Source organism: Acinetobacter sp. Lyrl_1 (genome assembly GCF_051948795.1).
Lineage (GTDB): Bacteria > Pseudomonadota > Gammaproteobacteria > Pseudomonadales > Moraxellaceae > Acinetobacter > Acinetobacter towneri.
Genome location: NZ_JAYJLK010000009.1, coordinates 42,866 through 62,563 on the forward strand (window position 1 = coordinate 42,866; position 19,698 = coordinate 62,563).

Sequence of the window (19,698 nt, forward strand, 5' to 3'; positions counted from 1 at the left end):
ATTATGGCGGATGCAACTGCTGGCAAAATCCCTCACGTATTGGTGATTATGGATGGTGTGGGTCATCGCGAAGCGGTCGAAGACAACGCGTTTTTAGCAGCGAAACGACCAAATTTGACTGCTATGCAGGAAAAGCATCCGCATGGTTTGATCTCTGGTTCAGGTGAAGATGTGGGCTTGCCAGATGGTCAAATGGGTAACTCTGAAGTTGGTCACATGAACTTGGGTGCAGGACGTGTGTTGTACCAAGACTTTACCCGTATTACCAAAGACATTCGTACAGGCGCTTTCTTTGAACATGAAGTGTTGGTCGATGCGGTAGAAAAAGCCAAAGCAGCCAACGGTGCAGTGCATCTGCTTGGTTTATTGTCTGAAGGCGGTGTGCATTCGCATGAAGATCATATCGTGGCGATGGCAGAATTGGCATTAAAACGTGGTGCAAAAGTTTATCTACATGCCTTTTTAGATGGCCGTGATACGCCACCAAAAAGCGCGCAGCCTTCTTTGGAAAAACTGGACGCATTATTTGCACAATATCCAAATCAGGGGCGCATTGCCAGCCTGATTGGTCGCTACTATGCGATGGATCGTGACAACCGTTGGGATCGTGTAGAACAAGCCTATCGTCTACTTACCGAAGGTGAGGCAGTACGCACTGCGGCAACTGCGGTTGAAGGCTTGGCAGCGGCTTATGCGGCAGATGAAAGCGATGAGTTTGTTAAAGCCGCCCGTATTGGTGAAATTGCCAAAATTCAAGATGGCGACAGCGTGGTGTTTATGAACTTCCGTGCTGACCGTGCACGTGAATTGACCAAAGCCTTTGTGGAACAGGATTTTGCTGGTTTTGAACGTAAAGTTGTGCCGCAATTGTCTAAATTTGTGATGCTGACCCGTTATCAAGCCAGCATTGCTGCGCCAGTGGCGTACATGCCAGAAGATTTGAAAAACTCGATTGGTGAATATTTATCAGACTTGGGCAAAACACAATTGCGTATTGCTGAAACTGAAAAATACGCACACGTGACGTTCTTCTTTAGTGGTGGTCGTGAAGATGAATATCCGGGTGAAAAACGTATCCTGATTCCATCGCCAAACGTAGCAACCTACGACTTAAAACCTGAAATGAGCGCTTATGAAGTGACTGATGAACTGGTTGCAGCCATTAATTCAGGTGAATATGATTTGTTGGTAGTGAACTATGCCAATGGCGATATGGTCGGTCATACTGGTGTGTTTGATGCAGCAGTCAAAGCAGTTGAAGCAGTAGATACCTGTTTGGGTCGTGTCTATGAAGCGGTGATGGCGAAACAAGGTCACATGATTATTACCGCTGACCATGGTAACGTCGAGCAAATGCAAGACTATGACAGTGGTCAGGTACATACTCAGCACACCACTGAATTGGTGCCATTCATTTATGTAGGCCCAACTCAGGCCACCATTTTGGAAGGTGGTGTGTTGGCAGATGTTGCACCAACTCTATTGAATTTGATGCAATTGCCAGTGCCTGCAGATATGCAAGGTCGCAACTTAATTCGCCTACAGGCATAACCCTCGAGACAGGTAGATGATGGAATGACGGCTCACAAAATTTATGCGGTTGTGTTGGCAAGCGTGTTGTGTGCCAGTCATTCGAGTGTTTGGGCTGCGCCAGATTTGGAGTTAGATGGCCCTACACTACAACAGGACTATGTCGATGTGCCTGTAGAGTCGATACAGGAATTTGTGCAAATCTATGGCATTGTCAAAGACAACTATGTGACTGAAAAAAGTGATGATGCCTTGTTTCAGCAAGCCATTCGTGGCTTGGTGAGCGGTTTAGATCGTTATTCACGCTATTTAACTGCTGAAGAATATAAACAACTTTTACAATATACCGAAGGCGACTTGGCCTCGGTTGATTTTACTTTGCGCTATGACGCTGCCCAGCAACATTGGGTCATTCAAAATTTAAGTGCCAATGCCGACTCGGCTAAACAAGGGCTGAAGAATGGCGACAGCCTATTTAAAATTGATAACCAAGAACTGAAAAAGCTGAGTGCAGATCAGGTCAATAACCTGCTCACAGGCTCAGTGGGATCGACTGTAAGCGTACAACGTGCAGCCAATCAGCCTGAAATTATGTTGGTACGCAACAAAAAAGTAGAAACCGATATTCAGGCGCAGATGCTTTCTAATCAGGTCTTGTTGTTAAAAGTACGTGTGTTTCAGCAAGACACCGCCAATGAAATTAAACGCTTAATTGAAGAACATAGCACGCCACGCTTAAAAGCCGTATTGATTGATCTGCGTAATAACCCAGGAGGCTTACTGTCTGCTGCGGTGGAATCTGCCGATTTATTTTTAAATCAGGGTGTGATTGTATCGACCAAAAGTCGTTCTGAAGGCGATCAACAATTTCAGGCGTTACCTAGCTTTGAATTTCAAAATTTAAAAGTCGGAGTACTGATTAATCATCGCTCTGCATCTGCGGCAGAAGTCTTTACCGGTGCTTTAAAAGACCATTCACGCGCTTGGGTGATGGGCGAAAAAAGTTATGGCAAGGGGGTGGTGCAAAAACTGTTCCCACTTAGCGATGGTGCTGCCTTACAAATGACGGTTTCGCATTATTACACCCCACGCGAGCAAATGATTGAAGGGGTTGGGATTCAGCCGAATCAGCAATATATTCAAAGTCCTGAAATGAAAGAAGAGGCTTATCTTGAGCATGTGGCAGATTTACTGCTGAGCCGCCGTTAAGTCTCATCTGAGTAACACGTATTTTTAGACAGTCTTCATTGTTTAGCGTTTACTCATCTTCAGTATCTAATCCAAACTTTTTCAGACGATAGCGCAAAGAACGGAAAGACATGCCCAATTTTTTTGCTGCCAACGTACGGTTCCAGTGGGTCAGGTGCAGCGCATTCAGTAAAATGTCTTTTTCTACTTTTTCCAAGTAGGCTTCTAAACCTTCTTCAGGCAGTTTGCGTCCTGTCAGCAATACATCTGTCACGATCTGCTGTGGTGTTTCTGCTGTAGGTTGTGATTCAGTGGTTGCTGTATTGCTCATACTGAATTGGCGCAAGGGTGCGGTTTGTAAGTGTTTGAGATCAATAACATCATCATCACTCAGGGTAATGGCACGTTCAATAATATTGCGTAACTCACGCACATTACCTGGATAGTACTGTTCTAATAAAAATTGCTGGGCACGAGGTGTCAGTTGTTTGGCAGGAATGTCCCATTCTTGTGCAACTTTTTGAATGAAGTGGTCTGCCAATAACAGAATATCTTGTCCACGTTCACGCAAGGCAGGCAAGACCAAATCCATCACGTGAATACGGAAGAATAAATCCTGACGGAAACGTCCTTGCTGAACCAAACTTTCTAAGTCCTGATGACTGGCGCTGATCACACGAAAATCGACATCAATTTCACTATCTGAACCCACAGGACGGATGCGCTTTTCCTGAACGGCACGCAGCAGTTTGACTTGCATGCTCAGTGGCAGTTCGGCAATTTCATCTAAAAATAAGCTGCCGCCATGTGCAGATTGAATCAGACCTTGTTTGTCTTGAGTCGCTCCTGTAAAGCTACCTTTTTTGTGTCCAAATAGCTCGCTTTCCATGAGTTCGGTGGGGATTGCACCACAGTTAATTGCAATAAATGGTCCTTCGTTGCGGTTACTTAAACGGTGAACCAAATTGGCGACAACTTCTTTCCCCGTACCCGATTCGCCTGTAATAAATACAGGCGCTTGCGAGCGCGCAATTTTTTTGATGGTGCTGCGCAATTGTTGAATAGGCAAAGACTGCCCAATCAACATTTTATATTCAAGCTGATCTTGGCTGTGATGATCGGTGGTGTCGAAAGGTTTATTCAGTGCTTTTTCAAGGAGTTGCTGTAAATGTATTTGATTGACAGGCTTGCTGACAAAGTCAAATGCACCTGCTTTTAAAGCAGCAATCGCAATATCCATATTGCCGTAGGCGGTCAATACGGCAACAGGTACATTCGGATATTGTTCGGAAATCCATTCAACCAGTTGCAAGCCATTGCCATCGGGCAGGTTTAAGTCGGTTAAGCAAGCATCGTACTGATGTTCTGCCAATAATTGCTTGGCTTGTGCTAAACGATACGCGACATGGGTTTGAATCCCCATACGTGCCAAAGTCATCTGCATGAGGGTACAAAGGTCTTCTTCGTCATCGACCAATAAAACCAAAGGTTGAACAGCGTGCATATTTTCCCCAAAACCACACAAAATTAAATCAAAACCACAGCAACAAGATTGATCCAATATCAATCGCGTTTATTCAATGGCACGTAGACATTTCATCCTGAAACATGCGCCTTGTTCTTGTTCTACATAGCTCAGCTTGGCTTGATTCGCCTCGCAAAAACTATGCGATAGATACAATCCTAAACCAGTTCCATTGATTTCGGTACTGAAAAATGGCTGGAACAGATAGAGGAGATCTTGACTGGCGACACCTGCACCAAAATCCCGCACATCAATATAAATATAAGTTGCTTGCGGATAGGCCGTAATCTCAATGGGCTGCTGTGCAGCATTGTGTCGAATGGCGTTACGAATCAGGTTAATCAGCACTTGGCGAAACTGTGATTCATCAAACTGGATGCTCAGTGGTTCGGTCAGTGTAAGCTGAATTTGACTCGCTGCATCAGGTAAATCTTCCTGAATGAATTGTGGCAAAAATTGATTGAGCTGAATCGCGACAGGCGTGGTTTGTTTATTTTTGACCATACTCAGCGTGTCGTGAATAATCTTATCAATCCGTGTCGCTTGTTTGCTGATCATGTCCGACAGCAATTGTTGCTGTGCAGCATCACTGCCTGTAAATAAATTGTTGGCTTGTACAATGGCTGCCAACGGGTTGCGAATTTCGTGCGCAATACTGGCAGAGAGTTGTCCTAAGGCGGCTAATTTGAGTTGCTGGACTTGCTGATTGATTTTACGTCCATCCTGCAGCGCCAATAAAGTCAGCGTTTGATGTGGCACTTTGAGTTTTTGTACCTGAATATGCACATGAAAATGACTTAGTTGCGACTCGAATTGAAATTTTTCTCCATCTTGCAATTGATCAAATTTGAACAGATCAAATAAATCGGGCTGAATTTTATACAATGGATAGGTCGCGTGCGCATATTTAGGATGAATCCCCAACAGATGACAGGCTGCAGGGTTACTGAGGACGACATAGCAATTTTCATCTAAAACCAAATAGCCCATTTCGGTTTGTTCTAAAATATAACGGTTGATATTTTGTAGGCGGTTTAATTCCAAAGATTGCGAAAAATTTAGATTTTCTAAAATTTGGAAACGCCGTACTGCAATACGTCCACTGCCATAAACCACCCAAAATAAAAATGCCAATAGCGCACTTTGACCAATATTATTTAGCGATGAAAAGTCCAGCAAACTCCCAACAAAGTGTTGGTAAATCACCATAATCATCGCGATGAGGGTAATGGCTAAGGCTTTACGCTTTTGCAGCAAGAGTGATGCTGCAAAAATCGTGATCGCAAACAGCAGACTTAAATATAAATTAGGGCCATCGCTGGCAAAAGTCAGGCTACTGAGCGCGATAATATCGACTGCAAAAAACAGGGTCAGTTGTTGCGTGCTTTTAAAAGGAATATATTTATAGCTGATCAGTTGCAGGCAGCTAAAAATAAAATAGCAGACCAAGGTATACAGATATAAACCCGGGTGCTGATATTGTGTGCCAAGCTGCTGAAAGGTGAGTAGGGTAATCAGCAGCAAACAAAAGGCAATCAGCAGTCGGTAAGTACCATACCACATGCCAAGATGATACTGATTTAACTCAGAATGTTGTTTTAAATCTGGCATATCGTAAAGGTCTTATTTGTGCATCAACAGCGTTGAAAATTTAGGGTTTAATCAGTCCATAACGAATGGCAAGGTGAGTCAGTTTGACATCACTATCAATATTTAATTTTTCAAAAATACGGTAACGATAGGTATTTACGGTTTTTACACTGACAAACAACTTATCGGCAATTTCCTGTGCGCTAATACAATTCACCACCATCATCGCCACTTGCATTTCACGTTCTGAAAGACTATCAAAAGGCGATTGTTGTGTGTCAGATAAGTATGAACTTGCCAGTTGTTCGGCAATGTCGGCACTGAAGTATTTACCGCCCTGCATGACTTTTTTAATGGCACGTACCATTTCACTGACAGGTGCGCCTTTGGTGATATAGCCTTTTGCACCTGCTTTCAGCAATAAAGAAGGGTAGGGTTCTTCTGCCAAACCACTCACCGCCAAGACCTTAGTGTCTGGTGCAGTTTGCAATAGACGACGTGTGGTTTCTACGCCTCCAATCCCAGGCATGTTCACATCTAACAACACCACATTGGGATGATGCTGACGCACTAAGGTAATCGCTTCTTCACCCGATTCAGCTTGTCCAATCACCTGCACATCGGCATGGTCTTCGAGCATACGGCAAATCCCAGTACGTACCAATTCATGATCGTCGACTACTAAAACTGTGATCACCTACACTCTCCCTTTGAAAAAATCATCTTTTTTGTTACATAAAGCAAAATTAGCTTGCAATGAAACGACAAAATTAGCAATGCTATTCTTAATCTAGAATGAAAAGTTCTGCACAATATGGTGTCAAAAACGATTCATTGTTGTATTTTTAAATGTAAGGCATATTTGAGGTAATACGCAAATGTATCTTACCTCCCTGAGTTGAGTAAGCAGTCGTGAAAAATTCTAAGAAGTCGTTCATGCATGTGCTGGTCGCATCTATGATGTTCAGCCTAAGTTCTGTCAGTTTTGCTGAACTTGTCATCAATCCTTCCTCTGGGAGCGACGGTCAGGCGACCTTAAGTTGGTCTTCGGAGCAAGCCGATCAATTCTTAAATGGTGATCTGGAAAGTACCAGTGCGAGCGCTCAGGCTGCGCCAGAGAGCTATGTTGCTGAACCTACTCCGCCAGGTTCAACGAAAATTACCACTACAGTGCGTAGTAGCAATGGTGTTGCACCTGCTTCCACTGCGCCTAAAACAGTCCGTATTTTAGATACCTCTGCTTATAGCAACCAACCATCAGTTAATGCACGTGCGGCTTTGGTGATGGATGCGCAAACAGGTGAAGTGCTGTATAGCAAAAATACCAATGTGGCATTACCTATTGCATCTGTGACCAAGGTGATGACTGCCGTGGTGACTTCTGATGCACGTTTGAATATGTCTGAACAAATCACTTTGCAATCGATTGATTTTGCAGGTGCAGCAGGTAAAAACTCAAGCTCAACTTTGCGTGTGGGCGACAAGTTAAACCGTGCCGAAGCGTTACTGTTTGCATTAATGAAATCTGAAAATCCTGCAGCAGCAGCGTTGGCACGTACTTATCCAGGTGGGAAAAATGCCTTTGTAGCCGCAATGAATGCTAAAGCGCGTGAATTGGGCATGCATTCTACCCGTTTTACCGAAGCAACAGGCTTAGACCCACGTAATGTATCTTCTGCGCGTGATTTGGGTATTTTGGTCAGCACCGCTTCGCAATATGGTTTGATTCGCCAATTCTCAACCACGCCAACCTATGACTTTAACTTGGGTTATCGTGTTTTAAAATCTAACAATACCAATGCACTGGTACGTAATGGTGGTTGGAATATTAATCTGTCTAAAACAGGCTATATCAATGAAGCAGGGCGTTGTGTGGTGATGCATACCACTTTGAATAACCGTCCTGCAGTGGTGGTGCTTTTGGGTGCAGATACTTCACAAGCACGTACCAATGATGCAACTCGCTTAATGAGTTGGGCAAGCCAGTTACCTAAACGTATTTAAGAGCACATTCAGCTTGGAGCGTTGAGTTATCAATCGTATGACTCAACTTCCGTTAAAGTTGCATAATTCCAAACACAAAAAAACCTGCTAATGCAGGTTTTTTTGATCACGATTCAAAACTTACATGTTTGAAAGGATAGAGTCTTTTACTTGTTGCATTGTAGCATCAATAGAGAGCATCACCGCATCTGCACATTGTTTCATTGCAGTGTCAGGATCTTTCAGACCGTTACCTGTTACGGTACATACAATCACAGAACCTTCTTTGATTTTACCTGCTTTGATGTCGCGCATTGCACCACCAATAGACGCAGCAGATGCAGGCTCAACAAATACGCCTTCATACATTGAAAGCATGCGTTGTGCTTCTAAGATTTCAGCATCAGTTAGCTCATCAAACCAACCTTCTGAATCGCGTACAACGGCTTTAGCATGATTCCAGCTTTGTGGGTTACCAATACGAATTGCAGTTGCAACAGTTTCAGGGTTTTCTACAGGCGCACCACGTAAGAATGGTGCAGCGCCAGATGCTTGATAACCCACCATGATTGGGCGACCTTCAGGGTTTGGACCTGTGAATTTGTCCGTTGCTGCGTCATAAACCACTTGCTCGAATTGATCGGCAGATTGGTTGGCAACCGCTTCGGTATAACCCATCCAGTGTGCAGTAATGTTGCCTGCGTTACCTACAGGTAAGCAGTGGTAATCTGGTGCACGACCTAACTCATCTACAATTTCATACGCAATGGTCTTTTGACCTTGTAGGCGGTAAGGGTTGATCGAGTTCACAATGGTCACAGGTGCTTGGTCAGCAACTTCTTTAACTAGACGCATACCATCGTCAAAGTTACCGCGGATTTGCATGGTGATGGCACCGTACATCATCGCTTGTGCCATTTTACCCATGGCAATTTTGCCTTCAGGAATTAAAACGAATGCTTTGATGCCTGCACGTGCAGCATAGGCAGCAGCAGCAGCAGAAGTATTACCTGTAGATGCACAGATAATGGCTTTTGAACCTTCTTCAACTGCTTTAGTAACTGCCATGGTCATACCACGGTCTTTAAATGAACCTGTCGGGTTTAAGCCTTCATACTTCACATAAATTTCAACATCTTTACCAATAATGCGTGGAATATTCTCAAGCTTAATCAGTGGCGTGTTTCCTTCGCCTAGAGAGATTGCACGTGTGGTTGCAGACACTGGTAAACGGTCACGATAACGGTCAACTAAACCAGTATAACGATTGGCATTCGACATGATGATGTTCCAATTGTGTGTAGAGCTTGGCAAGGGGAAATACTCCCCTCCACCCGATTAATTATCAAGCGATTCTAAACGAATTCGCACAATTTCGCCATGAATGGTTGGCAATGCTTGAATTTGTTGTAACGCTTCATCCATTTTTGATTCTAGGACTGGGTCAGTCAGAATCACGATAGGAATAAGGTCTTTTAAGCGTGATTGCTGCATGATGGCATCAATACTGATTCCCGCGCGGCTTAAAATAGTGGTCACATCAGCAAGTACGCCAGTTTGGTCTTCGGCATTAATGCGAATGTAGTAACCCGTGGTCATTTCTTCACGGCTTAAAATTGGCAAGTCGGTTAAGGCTTCAAATGCCAATTGCGGAATTGTACCTGCGCCATCTTCGGTATAAGAAATGTCACGGACAATATCAACAACATCTGCAACTACTGCAGAGGCTGTTGGGCCTGCACCTGCACCTGCGCCATAATAGAGCGTTGGACCAACCGCATTGGCTTGTACCAAGACCGCGTTTTTCACGCCATTAACATTGGCAATCAATTCTTCTTCAGGAATTAAAGTTGGGTGAACACGCAATTCAATACCTTTATCGGTACGACGGGCAATCCCCAAGTGTTTGATGCGGAAACCGAGTTCTTCGGCATATTTCACATCTTGTGCGGTCACTTTGCCAATACCTTCGGTAAAGACTTTGTCAAACTGTAGTGGAATACCAAATGCACATGAAGCCAAAATAGTCAGTTTGTGAGCAGCATCAATACCTTCGACGTCAAAAGTCGGATCGGCTTCGGCATAGCCTAATTCTTGTGCTTCTTTCAGTACGTCTTCAAATGCACGACCTTTTTCACGCATTTCACTTAAAATGAAGTTGCCTGTACCGTTGATGATGCCTGCCAACCATTCAATTTTGTTGGCAGCCAAACCTTCACGGATGACTTTAATAATTGGAATACCACCTGCAACCGCAGCTTCATAGGCAATTTGTACGGCATTGTCTTCAGCTGCTTTAAATAGCTCATTGCCGTGTTCTGCAAGTAGGGCTTTGTTGGCTGTCACTACTTGTTTGCCGTGCTTCATGGCTTCCATGATCACGTCATAAGCAGGGTGAATACCGCCCATCACTTCAACCACCACGTCTACATCGGGTTGACGGACAATGTCCATCAAGTCGGAGCTTTGCTTGACCGATTCAGGCAAGTTTAGGTCAGGACGCGGACGACGTGTTCCCACATAAGTGATTTCAATTTCACGACCGGTGCGACGTCTAATCTCAGCAGCATTTTCTTTTAATAGTTTAAGGGCACCACCACCCACAGTACCAAGACCGAGGATTGCCAGACGAACTGGTTTCACGTCACACTCCATATTTTAATAACTTTAAGCAAGCCTAGATCATAGCTAAAAAAACGCGCTGACTCTAGGGCAGATCTCACTTATCTTCACAGTATAAAAAAAAGTAAAATAACGCATAAAAAATCGTTATTTATATTGGCTTCATAGATGCTACGTCTTGGTGTATTGGGATGATGCAGCATCCACAGATCCGCTATTTTTATTTGTCTAAGCGCTTGATCAATTCAGCGGTAGACAGATAGCCGCCTAAATATACGCCTTCGGCATTATAAATCGCAGGTGTGCCATTGACGCCCATATTTAAGCCCAATTGATACTGAGCACGAACAGGGTTTTTACAGTTGGCAGGTGCAATTTGTGCGCCATTCATGACCTGATTAAAGGCAGCGTGACGATCTTCGCTACACCAAATTGCTTCCATAGCAGGCATGTGCTGTTCACCACGCGGCCAAGCAATGTAACGGACTTCAATGCCTTTACCATTCATTTCATCCATTTGTTCATGTAGACGATGGCAATATGGACAGCTGACATCGGTAAATACATAAATGACGTGTTTGGTTTTGCCTTGGGCAGGGAATACCAATAAATCTTCCTGTTTTAATTCAGCAAAAATTTTCTTGTTCACGCCTGCTTGCAGGTTTTCACTGACGTTATGTAGTTCTTTGTCACCTAAACGGATCACATCGCCCTGAATAATGTATTTGCCATCACTGGTGGCATAGACCGATGACATGCCTTCAAGACTCACCCAAAATAAATTTGGAACTTCAGTGGCTTTAATGTCGGTAATTTTGGCGTTGATACCTGCAGTTTTAAAATGTTGCTGCAAGGTCGTGCTTAAACGCTGTTGTGCATTGCGTTCAATCAGGGTTGATGCTTCACCCGTTGCAGGCGCACTGGCGGTGAGCGTGGTTTGCTTTTTATCTTCATTGTTTGCATTTGAACATGCGGTGATTGCAAAAGCACTTGCCAGTGAACAGGCAATCAAAAGTGTCGAGCGGGTAAATGTCATAAACAACCCTTTCTTGTTGGCATAAAAAATAGAGCGTTAGCATAACAAAAAATATTCGTGATCGTTAGGGTCTGTTGCCATTTCATAAATGGCTTGCGTTCATAGACGAAGTTTCAGTAGATCTTATGCTTCGACGTCGTTTTTGTTTTAAGCCCGTGGATGATGTTGGGCATGCAATTGCTGCATACGGATTTGTGCAACGTGGGTATAAATTTGTGTAGTGGATAAATCGCTGTGCCCGAGCAGCATTTGTACCACACGTAAATCTGCCCCATGATTGAGTAAGTGCGTGGCAAAGGCATGTCTTAACGTGTGTGGCGATAACTCGGCTTGAATGCCTGCTTGCAGGGCATAGCGTTTAATGGCATACCAAAAATTTTGTCGGCTCATAATGCCGCCATGCACCGTTAAAAATAGATAATCGGTAGCACTTTTATACAGTTGCGGACGCGACTCGGTTAAATATTTTTCTATCCATTCACAAGCGACTTGTCCCATAGGCACCAAACGCTCTTTATTGCCTTTACCTACAATTCGTAAATAGCCTTGTTTTAGGTTGATTAATTCTAAACGTAAATTCAGCAATTCCGTCACTCGTAAACCGCAAGCATATAAGACTTCAAGCATGGCACGATCTCGTAATCCGAGTGCAGTGTTGATGTCAGGAGCGTGAATTAAGGCTTCAACATCGGCTTCAGATAAATCTTTGGGTAAGGCACGACCTAATTTTGGGGTTTTATGCGCAGCAACAGGGTTGTCAGAGCGCAGTTTGTGCTCTCTTAAAAATTTATAAAAAGAACGTAGTGCAGACAGGCAGCGTGCAATAGAGCGGGGGCTTTTTTGTTGTTTGGTGAGTTCGATGAGTACATCAGAAATGTCATCATGTTGCCAGTCTGGCATGGGTTTGCTGACATATTCGCTGCACTGAATTAAATCGGATAAATAGGCATTACGTGTATGTGGGCTCACACTTTGTGCAATTAAATCATTGCGATAGCCTTCCAAAAAACTCAGGGAGTCTGGAATTTGAATTGCAGCAGGAATACGCGGTTTTTTGTTCAGCATAGTGATCACATGAAAAAACCCAATGTTGATTGGGAAAATCGATAATAAGCATAGTTATTTCCTACTCTAATCCAATTCAGTAAGCCTGTCGATGTGATATAAAACCATTAAATGTAAGTTGACCTTATTTGTTAATTATTCTCATTTGCGTATATAATGGGCAAAATAGTATAGGAATTTCACGGTGCGTTTGTCAGAACTCAAAGCAAAACAAACAGCCATCATTCGTCAGGTACTTCGGACTGCCGATGGTGGAACATCCCTAAATGATTTGGTTGCGAATCGCTTAGAAACGTTGGGCTTTGTGCCTGGAACGCCTGTGCAGGTGATTACCAAAGGTATTTTTGGTGGAGATCCGATCTTAATTCAGGTGGGATTTACCCGTTTTGCCTTGCGCAAAGTGGAAGCTGATCGCGTTGAAATTGAGCAGGGAGTAACTGCATGAGTGATCCCTTACGTATCGCACTTGTAGGGAATCCAAACTGCGGTAAAACTTCTTTATTTAACCATTTGACAGGGACACGTCAGAAAGTTGCAAACTATGCGGGTGTTACCGTAGAGCGCAAAGTGGGTCAGTTCAACTTGCCTTCAGGTCAGGCGGTACGTGTACTGGATTTACCAGGTACCTACAGCCTAGAAGCCACCAGTCCAGATGAAGCCATTACCCGTGATGTAGTACAGGGTAAAATTGCTGAAGAAGGTCAGCAAGATGCATTTTTGTGTGTGGTCGATGCGACCAACCTGAAACTGCATTTAGGTTTGGTGCTTGAAATGATTGAGTTGGGACGTCCAATTTTATTGGTGCTCAACATGATGGATGAAGCACGCCGCCGTGGAATGCAAATTAATACGCAAAAGCTATCTGAGCGTTTGGGTGTACCTGTGGTGGAAACCGTTGCGGTGCGTGATTCCGGTATTCAAAATTTAATGAATGCTTTGGATTTGGGTAAGTTTGCGGTACCACAGACTGAATTGACAGGCTTAAAAGGCAGCCAGCATCAGCGTATTCAAACCATTTTGCATGATGTGGTGCACTTTGTAGATCAAGAAGACAAACGCTCCGACTTCCTTGATAAAATTTTTTTACATCCTGTATTCGGTTTAGTCAGCCTTGCGGTGATGATGTTTGTTGTCTTCCAAGCGGTATTTGCTTGGGCTGCACCGTTTATGGATGGCATCGAAAGTTTATTTGGCTGGCTAGGTGAAGTGATTGGCGAAAACATTAGCCATCCCTTGCTAAACAGCTTGATTGTGGATGGCATTATTGCGGGCGCAGGCGGTGTAGTGGTGTTCTTGCCGCAAATTTTAATTCTGTTCCTGTTTATTTTAATTTTGGAAGAATCGGGCTATTTGCCACGTGCCGCATTCTTGCTCGATAAGCTGATGTTTAGCGCAGGTTTGAGTGGTCGTGCCTTTATTCCATTGCTGTCTAGTTTTGCCTGTGCAGTGCCAGGCATTATGGCAACGCGTAGTATTGCTGACCCACGTGATCGTTTAACCACGATTATGGTTGCACCGTTAATGACCTGTTCTGCGCGCTTGCCTGTATATGCCTTACTCATCGCAGCATTCATTCCCAATCAAACCGTATGGGGCATGTTTAATTTACAAGGTCTGGTCTTATTTGGTCTGTATATGGCGGGCATTGTGAGTGCCTTGGGCGTATCTTTTGTGCTTAAATTTTTACAAAAAGATAAATCTGAGCATGTCTTGTTGATGGAGTTGCCTAGCTACCGTTTTCCAGACCTAAAAAGTGTTTGGATTGGTTTACTAGATCGCGCCAAAATTTTCTTAAAGCGTGTCGGTGGCATTATTTTTGCACTGTCGATTTTATTGTGGTTCTTGTGTACGTTCCCGCAACCGCCTGAAGGCGCGACCATGCCTGCGATTGATTACAGCTTTGCAGGGATGTTGGGGCATGTGTTACAGCCAATTTTTGCACCCATTGGTTTTAACTGGCAGATTGTAATTGCTTTGATTCCTGCCATGGCAGCACGTGAAGTAGTCGTGGCAGCATTGGGTACAGTCTACGCCTTGTCTGCAGTCGATGAAGACGCTATGTCAGAGGGTTTGGCCGCTTTAATTAGTGGCGGTGGTGAACTTGGCTGGTCATTGGCGACAGGTTTGTCATTGTTGGTGTGGTTTATCTATGCACCGCATTGTTTGGCAACTTTGGCTACCGTAAAACGTGAAACAGGTTCATGGCGTACAGTCAGTTTTATGACGGTGTATTTATTTGGTTTGGCCTACTTTATGTCATTCCTGACTTATCAAACGGCATCGTATTTGTTGGGTTAAGGCACATGCCTGACCTACAGGAGTAGATGAACATGGTTGAAATTTTAATTGTTGCTGCATTGGTACTGTGGAGTGCTGTAGTAGTCTTTAAAAAAGTCTTTCCCAAGACTTCTGGCGCAGTTTTTCTAAAACTCTCCAATTTCTGTACTGAAAAAGGCTGGCATGGCTTGGCCAAATGGCTAAAACCTGCAGCCGCGGCAGGCTGTGGCGGCAGTTGTGGTTGTGATTCTCAAGATCAACCCGCAGAAAAGAAAGTTGAAGTTCAAGCGGTGAAGTGGAAATAGGCTTGTTTATTCACTTTAGCAATATTCTTTTTAAAAACCGTCTGCAATATGACGGTTTTTTTACGCACTGACACAAAAAAACTGCAGGAACTGCAAACAGAAAAAGCATTCAAAACAGCAAAGTGCTACTATTTTGTCTGTTTCAAAATTAGCGCACAAAATGGGGCAAAAATGTTAATACAACGTGGTGGATTAAAAGTCGTTGCAGGACTTGGTATTTCTGGTGTTGCAGCCGTTAATTTTTTACATCATCAGGGTTACCGCGTTGCTGTGACAGATTCTCGCCCCACACCTCCAGGGCATGACCAAATTCCTGCCGAAGTAGAAACCCGTTTTGGTCAGTTTGATCAGGATTTATTGCTGTCTGCGGAAGAAATTGTGATTAGCCCAGGTTTAGATCCAAAACTCCCTGAAATTCAGGCTGCGATGGCGCAGGGCATTCCTGTGGTGAGTGAAATTCAGATTTTACGTCGTGCGACCGACAAACCTATTGTGGCAATTACAGGGTCTAATGCGAAAAGTACCGTTACCACACTGATTGGTTTAATGGCAGAGCAGGCAGGTAAAAAAGTCGCGGTAGGTGGAAATTTGGGACGCCCTGCGCTGGATTTGATTAAAGATGATCCTGAACTGTATATTTTAGAACTCTCCAGTTTTCAGCTAGAAACCACCTCGAATTTAAATGCAGAAGTGGCGGTAGTGCTGAACATGAGTGAAGACCATTTAGACCGTCATGGCGATATGTTCGGTTATCACACCGCCAAACATCGTATTTTTCAGGGTGTGAAAAAAGTGGTGTTTAACCGTGATGATGCTTTGAGTCGTCCGTTGGTGCCAGATCAGACTCCTATGCAAAGTTTTGGCTTAAATGCGCCTGACCTAAACCAATACGGCTTATTAAAAGATGATGATGGCAGCATGTGGTTGGCACGTGGGCGTGAGCGTTTATTAAAAAGCACCGAGATGTATATTCAAGGCACACACAATATTGCTAATGCATTAGCGTGTTTGGCATTGGGTGAAGCCATTGGTTTATCTATGCACAGCATGCTGGAAACGCTGAAAACCTTTAAAGGTTTGGAGCATCGTTGTGAATTCGTCAAAGAATTACATGGGGTGCGTTATTATAATGACTCCAAAGGAACCAACATCGGTGCAACTTTGGCAGCTTTAGATGGCTTGGGTGCAGCAATTCAGGCACAAGGCGGTAAGGTTGCGATTATTTTAGGTGGGCAAGGCAAAGGGCAGGACTTCACTGCGCTACGCCAATCATTGCAACAATATGCCAAACTGGCAGTGTTGATTGGTGAGGATGCTACGAAAATTGAAACAGCAGTTGCGGGAACAACCCAACTCTTAACTGCAGATACCTTGCAACAAGCAGTTGAAATCTGCCAACAACATACACAAGCGCATGATGTGGTGTTATTGTCACCTGCATGTGCAAGTTTTGATATGTTCTCGGGCTATCCAGAACGTGGTCACAAGTTCGTTGCTTATGTCAACGCACTGGTATAACAACAATAAGGTGTGAGATATGGCTGGCTTTGCTCAGACAACAATCAATAAACTCAATCAGGTCTATGAGCGCTGGTTACCCAAACTGCCAGCGGAAGTGAATGTACGCAATGTACTGATTTTTAGCGTACTGGTGCTGTTATGTATTGGTTCAATCATGGTGGCATCGGCTTCGATGCCTTATGCCGAGCGCATGCATGAAAATGCCTTTCACTATGTATTGCGTCATGGCATTTCTATTGTGGTGGCATTAATCGCTGCCGTGATTGCCTATAGAGTGCCGTTGAATACCTGGTTTAACAACACCTTCTTTCTGTGGATTGTGACCATTGCCTTGTTGGCTGCAGTGTTGCTGGTGGGTACTGAAGTCAATGGTTCTAAACGCTGGATTCGGGTCGCAGGTTTTACCCTGCAAGCTTCCGAAGTCGCTAAAGTGATGATGGCCATTTTTACCGCTGACTATGTGGTGCGCCGTGCCGAAGAAGTGCGTAATAACATTAAAGGTCTGATTCGTCTTGCAGTGATTATGGCAGTCACGGTAGGTTTGGTGATTGCAGAGCCTGACTTGGGGGCGACCGTGGTGATTGCCTTGACCATGTTAGGGGTCTTCTTTTTAGCTGGTGCGCCATTAATTCAGTTTGGTATTGCCTTTGGCGCGATTATTGCCGCCTTTGTGTTTTTGGTGGTATTTGAGCCTTATCGTTTTGAGCGTTTAATGTCGTTCTCAAACCCGTGGAATGACCCTTTGGGTGTCGGTTATCAGTTGTCTAACGCCTTAATGGCATTTGGACGCGGTGAATGGGCAGGCGTAGGCTTGGGGCATAGTATCCAGAAAATGTCCTATTTACCTGAAGCACATACGGACTTTATGTTGGCTGTCTTAGGTGAAGAGTTTGGCTTTTTAGGCATTTTTGTGGTGTTGAGCTTGTCTTTTGCTATGCTGATTGCCTGCATTAAAATTGGTCATCGCGCCCTGAAAAACCAGTACTTACGTGCAGGATATTTGGCTTATGGTATCAGCATTATCTTCTTATTACAGATTATGGTGAATGCAGGCATGAATATGGGTATGTTGCCTACCAAAGGTTTGACTCTACCTTTTATTAGTTATGGTGGTTCATCGTTAATTATGTGTGCAGTGATGGTGAGTTTGATTCTGAAAATTGAAGCCAGCACGCATGAGATTAACCCTAGCCGTGAAGAATCCAGCTTCTAGAATTTATCCTTCTATTTCGCTTCTGGCTGAGCATGGTGCAAGACCATGCTTGGCATGACTGTTCCGCAGTGTAAGCACTTGACTGTAGTATTTTTTTGTTTAGACATAGGAAACAAGGGAATAAAAAATAAGGAAAAATATTGTCGTTGCTGTCTGAGTTCATAGCTACTGCGAGTGCGGCAAACGGGGCAGCTAAATTGACTTTTCTCGACCACTTTGGTTTTCGGTCCAACACCAAAAATAAAAAACATGACACAACCTCAAATGATCCATTTCAATTTGAGCATAACTGAATTTTAAATTTTATAAATAATAGCCGTGTAAAGCTGTGCCTGCAGGAATACGTGAAAGATCCCATTGCTGAATGGCTTGCGTAAGCATGCGTGCAGGGGTGTCTAATTCGACAGTGGCTTGATTTAAGGCAGTTAAAGCGGCTTGTAGCAGCTTCGGTGCTTGGGCTAAATCTAAAGCTTGTGCCAAGTTCTGTTTAGACAGTTTTTGCCCTTGTGCATTCATGGCTAAAGGCAGGTGCGTGTAGCTGAGTTTAGGGTAGCCTAACAGTTGCCCCAAATAGATTTGCCGTGCGGTGTTGTCGAGTAAATCTGCGCCGCGAACCACATGGGTAATGCCTTGCAAATAATCATCCACCACCACTGCTAGTTGATAATTGATAATGCCATCACGCCGTTTTAGGACAAAATCGCCCAAGTCCTGCGCAAGGTTGGAACATTGTTTGTCTTGCAGGCGGTCTTGAAAGCAAATCTCTTGGTCTGTGACTTTGACTCGAATCGCTTGATTGGCAAAATCTAAACCTAAATTGCGGCAAGTCCCTGCATAAATATGATTGGAGCCAAGCATTTTGCGGGTGCATTGACAGGCATAGACCAAGTCGCGTTGCTGCAATTGTTGCAACACGGCTGCATAGAGATCGAGGCGATCTTTCTGGAAAATAATTTCGGCATCCGGCTCAAATTGAAAGGCATCAATACAACGCAAGATATGATTTTCACTGCCAGGGTAAATGCGTGGGATGTCAGTATCTTCAATACGTACCAGCCAAGTGCCGTGCTGGGCTTTGGCATCGCAATAACTGGCAACGGCAGTAATGAGAGAGCCAAAATGCAAAGGGCCGGTTGGCGATGGCGCAAACCGACCTGAGTAGCGCGTCAGCGAAATATGATCTCGCTGCTGCGCATGGGGAGCATGCTCCGCTAAAGAATTTTCAACAGTCACAATTAACCGTTATTTTGCTTCTCTTTGATCTCTGCCAAAGTTTTGCAGTCAATACATAACGTTGCCGTTGGGCGTGCTTCTAAACGACGCAGACCAATTTCGATACCACAAGTTTCACAGAAACCATAGTCATCGTTTTTAATCGCTTCAATGGATTGTTCAATTTTACGAATCAATTTACGTTCACGGTCACGGGTACGTAATTCAATCGCAAATTCTTCTTCTTGTGTCGCGCGGTCATTCACATCAGGCAAAGCGGTATTTTCGTCTTGCATGGTGTTGAGTGTACGATCTACTTCTGACATTAACTCTTCTTTCCACGCCATTAAAATTTGACGGAAATGTTCGAGTTGTCCTTCAGACATGTATTCTTCATTCTTTTTCGGCTGATAAGGTGCAATACCAAATAAGCTAGCTGTAGAACCACCCTCTAAAGCCTTTGGCTTTGCCTTACGCACGCGTTTTGTAGCTTTTTCTTCTACAAGATCTGTTTGTTCGTCCAAGACTTGATTTTGGTTGTCATTCGCCATGTAGGGCATTCCTCATCATATGCGTAAGATTCATACGCGAAAAATATGGTGATATGCAAGTGTTTTTATCCACTCCCTCA

Annotated in this window: 18 protein-coding genes; 8 read left to right on the top strand and 10 right to left on the bottom strand. The window is 44.0% G+C overall.

What is annotated here, in order from left to right; genetic code table 11:
* Positions 1-3 precede the first annotated feature (3 nt).
* Positions 4-1,551, top strand: coding sequence for a 2,3-bisphosphoglycerate-independent phosphoglycerate mutase (gene gpmI / locus VF675_RS05085; protein ID WP_440204870.1), 1,548 nt, complete (start codon positions 4-6; stop codon positions 1,549-1,551).
* Positions 1,552-1,575: 24 nt separating this feature from the next.
* The gene (locus tag VF675_RS05090; protein WP_136144310.1) at positions 1,576-2,739 is read left to right on the top strand and encodes a S41 family peptidase; all 1,164 of its coding nucleotides are present in this window, start codon (positions 1,576-1,578) and stop codon (positions 2,737-2,739) included.
* Positions 2,740-2,788: 49 nt separating this feature from the next.
* Here the strand turns inward: VF675_RS05090 and VF675_RS05095 are convergent, their stop codons facing one another.
* The 3 genes from VF675_RS05095 to gacA form a co-directional block, all read right to left on the bottom strand.
* Positions 2,789-4,222, bottom strand: a complete 1,434-nt coding sequence (locus tag VF675_RS05095) for a sigma-54-dependent transcriptional regulator (RefSeq protein ID WP_004975695.1) — start codon at positions 4,220-4,222, stop codon at positions 2,789-2,791.
* A 69-nt stretch (positions 4,223-4,291) separates the two neighbouring features.
* Positions 4,292-5,854, bottom strand: a complete 1,563-nt coding sequence (locus tag VF675_RS05100; RefSeq protein ID WP_180044224.1) for a sensor histidine kinase — start codon at positions 5,852-5,854, stop codon at positions 4,292-4,294.
* A 40-nt stretch (positions 5,855-5,894) separates the two neighbouring features.
* A complete protein-coding gene (gene gacA, locus VF675_RS05105) occupies positions 5,895-6,530 on the bottom strand; it encodes a response regulator transcription factor GacA (protein WP_004975702.1) in 636 nt (211 codons plus the stop codon).
* A 215-nt stretch (positions 6,531-6,745) separates the two neighbouring features.
* Between gacA and VF675_RS05110 the strand changes: the two genes are divergently transcribed.
* Complete coding sequence (locus tag VF675_RS05110) at positions 6,746-7,837, top strand: serine hydrolase (protein WP_131260992.1); 1,092 nt, start codon at positions 6,746-6,748, stop codon at positions 7,835-7,837.
* Between the two features lie 120 nt (positions 7,838-7,957).
* On the opposite strand, the gene thrC is transcribed toward VF675_RS05110, so the two are convergent.
* The 4 genes from thrC to xerD form a co-directional block, all read right to left on the bottom strand.
* Entirely contained in the window at positions 7,958-9,097 is a 1,140-nt protein-coding gene (thrC, locus tag VF675_RS05115; RefSeq protein WP_004975706.1) for a threonine synthase, read from the bottom strand.
* Positions 9,098-9,154: 57 nt separating this feature from the next.
* Positions 9,155-10,459 (bottom strand): homoserine dehydrogenase, encoded by a 1,305-nt coding sequence (locus VF675_RS05120; protein ID WP_004975708.1) that lies wholly within the window; start codon positions 10,457-10,459, stop codon positions 9,155-9,157.
* A 199-nt stretch (positions 10,460-10,658) separates the two neighbouring features.
* On the bottom strand, positions 10,659-11,474 hold the full coding sequence (locus tag VF675_RS05125; RefSeq protein ID WP_440204871.1) for a DsbC family protein: 816 nt from the start codon (positions 11,472-11,474) through the stop codon (positions 10,659-10,661).
* Positions 11,475-11,621: 147 nt separating this feature from the next.
* On the bottom strand, positions 11,622-12,539 hold the full coding sequence (xerD, locus tag VF675_RS05130; RefSeq protein WP_440204872.1) for a site-specific tyrosine recombinase XerD: 918 nt from the start codon (positions 12,537-12,539) through the stop codon (positions 11,622-11,624).
* Between the two features lie 184 nt (positions 12,540-12,723).
* Between xerD and VF675_RS05135 the strand changes: the two genes are divergently transcribed.
* The 5 genes from VF675_RS05135 to ftsW all read left to right on the top strand — a co-directional run bounded on the left by VF675_RS05135 (position 12,724) and on the right by ftsW (position 17,855).
* A complete protein-coding gene (locus VF675_RS05135) occupies positions 12,724-12,984 on the top strand; it encodes a FeoA family protein (RefSeq protein WP_168418377.1) in 261 nt (86 codons plus the stop codon).
* Positions 12,981-14,837 carry a ferrous iron transporter B gene (feoB, locus tag VF675_RS05140; RefSeq protein ID WP_440204873.1) on the top strand — a complete coding sequence of 619 codons (1,857 nt, stop codon included), beginning with the start codon at positions 12,981-12,983 and terminating at the stop codon, positions 14,835-14,837. Before VF675_RS05135 ends, feoB begins: the two co-directional genes overlap by 4 nt.
* 32 nt (positions 14,838-14,869) lie before the next feature.
* On the top strand, positions 14,870-15,121 hold the full coding sequence (locus tag VF675_RS05145) for a DUF6587 family protein (protein WP_004975717.1): 252 nt from the start codon (positions 14,870-14,872) through the stop codon (positions 15,119-15,121).
* Positions 15,122-15,292: 171 nt separating this feature from the next.
* Positions 15,293-16,639 carry a UDP-N-acetylmuramoyl-L-alanine--D-glutamate ligase gene (gene murD, locus VF675_RS05150; RefSeq protein ID WP_104853279.1) on the top strand — a complete coding sequence of 449 codons (1,347 nt, stop codon included), beginning with the start codon at positions 15,293-15,295 and terminating at the stop codon, positions 16,637-16,639.
* Between the two features lie 19 nt (positions 16,640-16,658).
* Positions 16,659-17,855: a putative lipid II flippase FtsW gene (gene ftsW / locus VF675_RS05155; protein ID WP_440204874.1), complete on the top strand. Its 1,197-nt coding sequence runs from the start codon at positions 16,659-16,661 to the stop codon at positions 17,853-17,855.
* An 11-nt stretch (positions 17,856-17,866) separates the two neighbouring features.
* Here the strand turns inward: ftsW and VF675_RS05160 are convergent, their stop codons facing one another.
* The 3 genes from VF675_RS05160 to dksA are packed head-to-tail and all read right to left on the bottom strand — an operon-like array spanning position 17,867 to position 19,618.
* Positions 17,867-18,106: a zinc-ribbon domain-containing protein gene (locus VF675_RS05160; protein ID WP_104852920.1), complete on the bottom strand. Its 240-nt coding sequence runs from the start codon at positions 18,104-18,106 to the stop codon at positions 17,867-17,869.
* A gap of 52 nt (positions 18,107-18,158) precedes the next feature.
* Positions 18,159-19,088, bottom strand: a complete 930-nt coding sequence (gene gluQRS / locus VF675_RS05165) for a tRNA glutamyl-Q(34) synthetase GluQRS (RefSeq protein ID WP_004975723.1) — start codon at positions 19,086-19,088, stop codon at positions 18,159-18,161.
* A gap of 2 nt (positions 19,089-19,090) precedes the next feature.
* Positions 19,091-19,618 (bottom strand): RNA polymerase-binding protein DksA, encoded by a 528-nt coding sequence (gene dksA, locus VF675_RS05170; RefSeq protein WP_004975725.1) that lies wholly within the window; start codon positions 19,616-19,618, stop codon positions 19,091-19,093.
* Positions 19,619-19,698: the final 80 nt, after the last annotated feature.

Excerpts from the sequence above, each read along its gene's own strand:
- gpmI (WP_440204870.1), top strand. The coding sequence starts at position 4 with ATGGCGGATGCAACTGCTGGCAAAATCCCTCACGTATTGGTGATTATG.
- VF675_RS05090 (WP_136144310.1), top strand. The coding sequence starts at position 1,576 with ATGACGGCTCACAAAATTTATGCGGTTGTGTTGGCAAGCGTGTTGTGT.
- VF675_RS05095 (WP_004975695.1), bottom strand. The coding sequence starts at position 4,222 with ATGCACGCTGTTCAACCTTTGGTTTTATTGGTCGATGACGAAGAAGAC.
- VF675_RS05100 (WP_180044224.1), bottom strand. The coding sequence starts at position 5,854 with ATGCCAGATTTAAAACAACATTCTGAGTTAAATCAGTATCATCTTGGC.
- thrC (WP_004975706.1), bottom strand. The coding sequence starts at position 9,097 with ATGTCGAATGCCAATCGTTATACTGGTTTAGTTGACCGTTATCGTGAC.
- VF675_RS05125 (WP_440204871.1), bottom strand. The coding sequence starts at position 11,474 with ATGACATTTACCCGCTCGACACTTTTGATTGCCTGTTCACTGGCAAGT.
- xerD (WP_440204872.1), bottom strand. The coding sequence starts at position 12,539 with ATGCTGAACAAAAAACCGCGTATTCCTGCTGCAATTCAAATTCCAGAC.
- feoB (WP_440204873.1), top strand. The coding sequence starts at position 12,981 with ATGAGTGATCCCTTACGTATCGCACTTGTAGGGAATCCAAACTGCGGT.
- VF675_RS05145 (WP_004975717.1), top strand. The coding sequence starts at position 14,870 with ATGGTTGAAATTTTAATTGTTGCTGCATTGGTACTGTGGAGTGCTGTA.
- murD (WP_104853279.1), top strand. The coding sequence starts at position 15,293 with ATGTTAATACAACGTGGTGGATTAAAAGTCGTTGCAGGACTTGGTATT.
- ftsW (WP_440204874.1), top strand. The coding sequence starts at position 16,659 with ATGGCTGGCTTTGCTCAGACAACAATCAATAAACTCAATCAGGTCTAT.
- VF675_RS05160 (WP_104852920.1), bottom strand. The coding sequence starts at position 18,106 with ATGTTTTTTATTTTTGGTGTTGGACCGAAAACCAAAGTGGTCGAGAAA.
- dksA (WP_004975725.1), bottom strand. The coding sequence starts at position 19,618 with ATGGCGAATGACAACCAAAATCAAGTCTTGGACGAACAAACAGATCTT.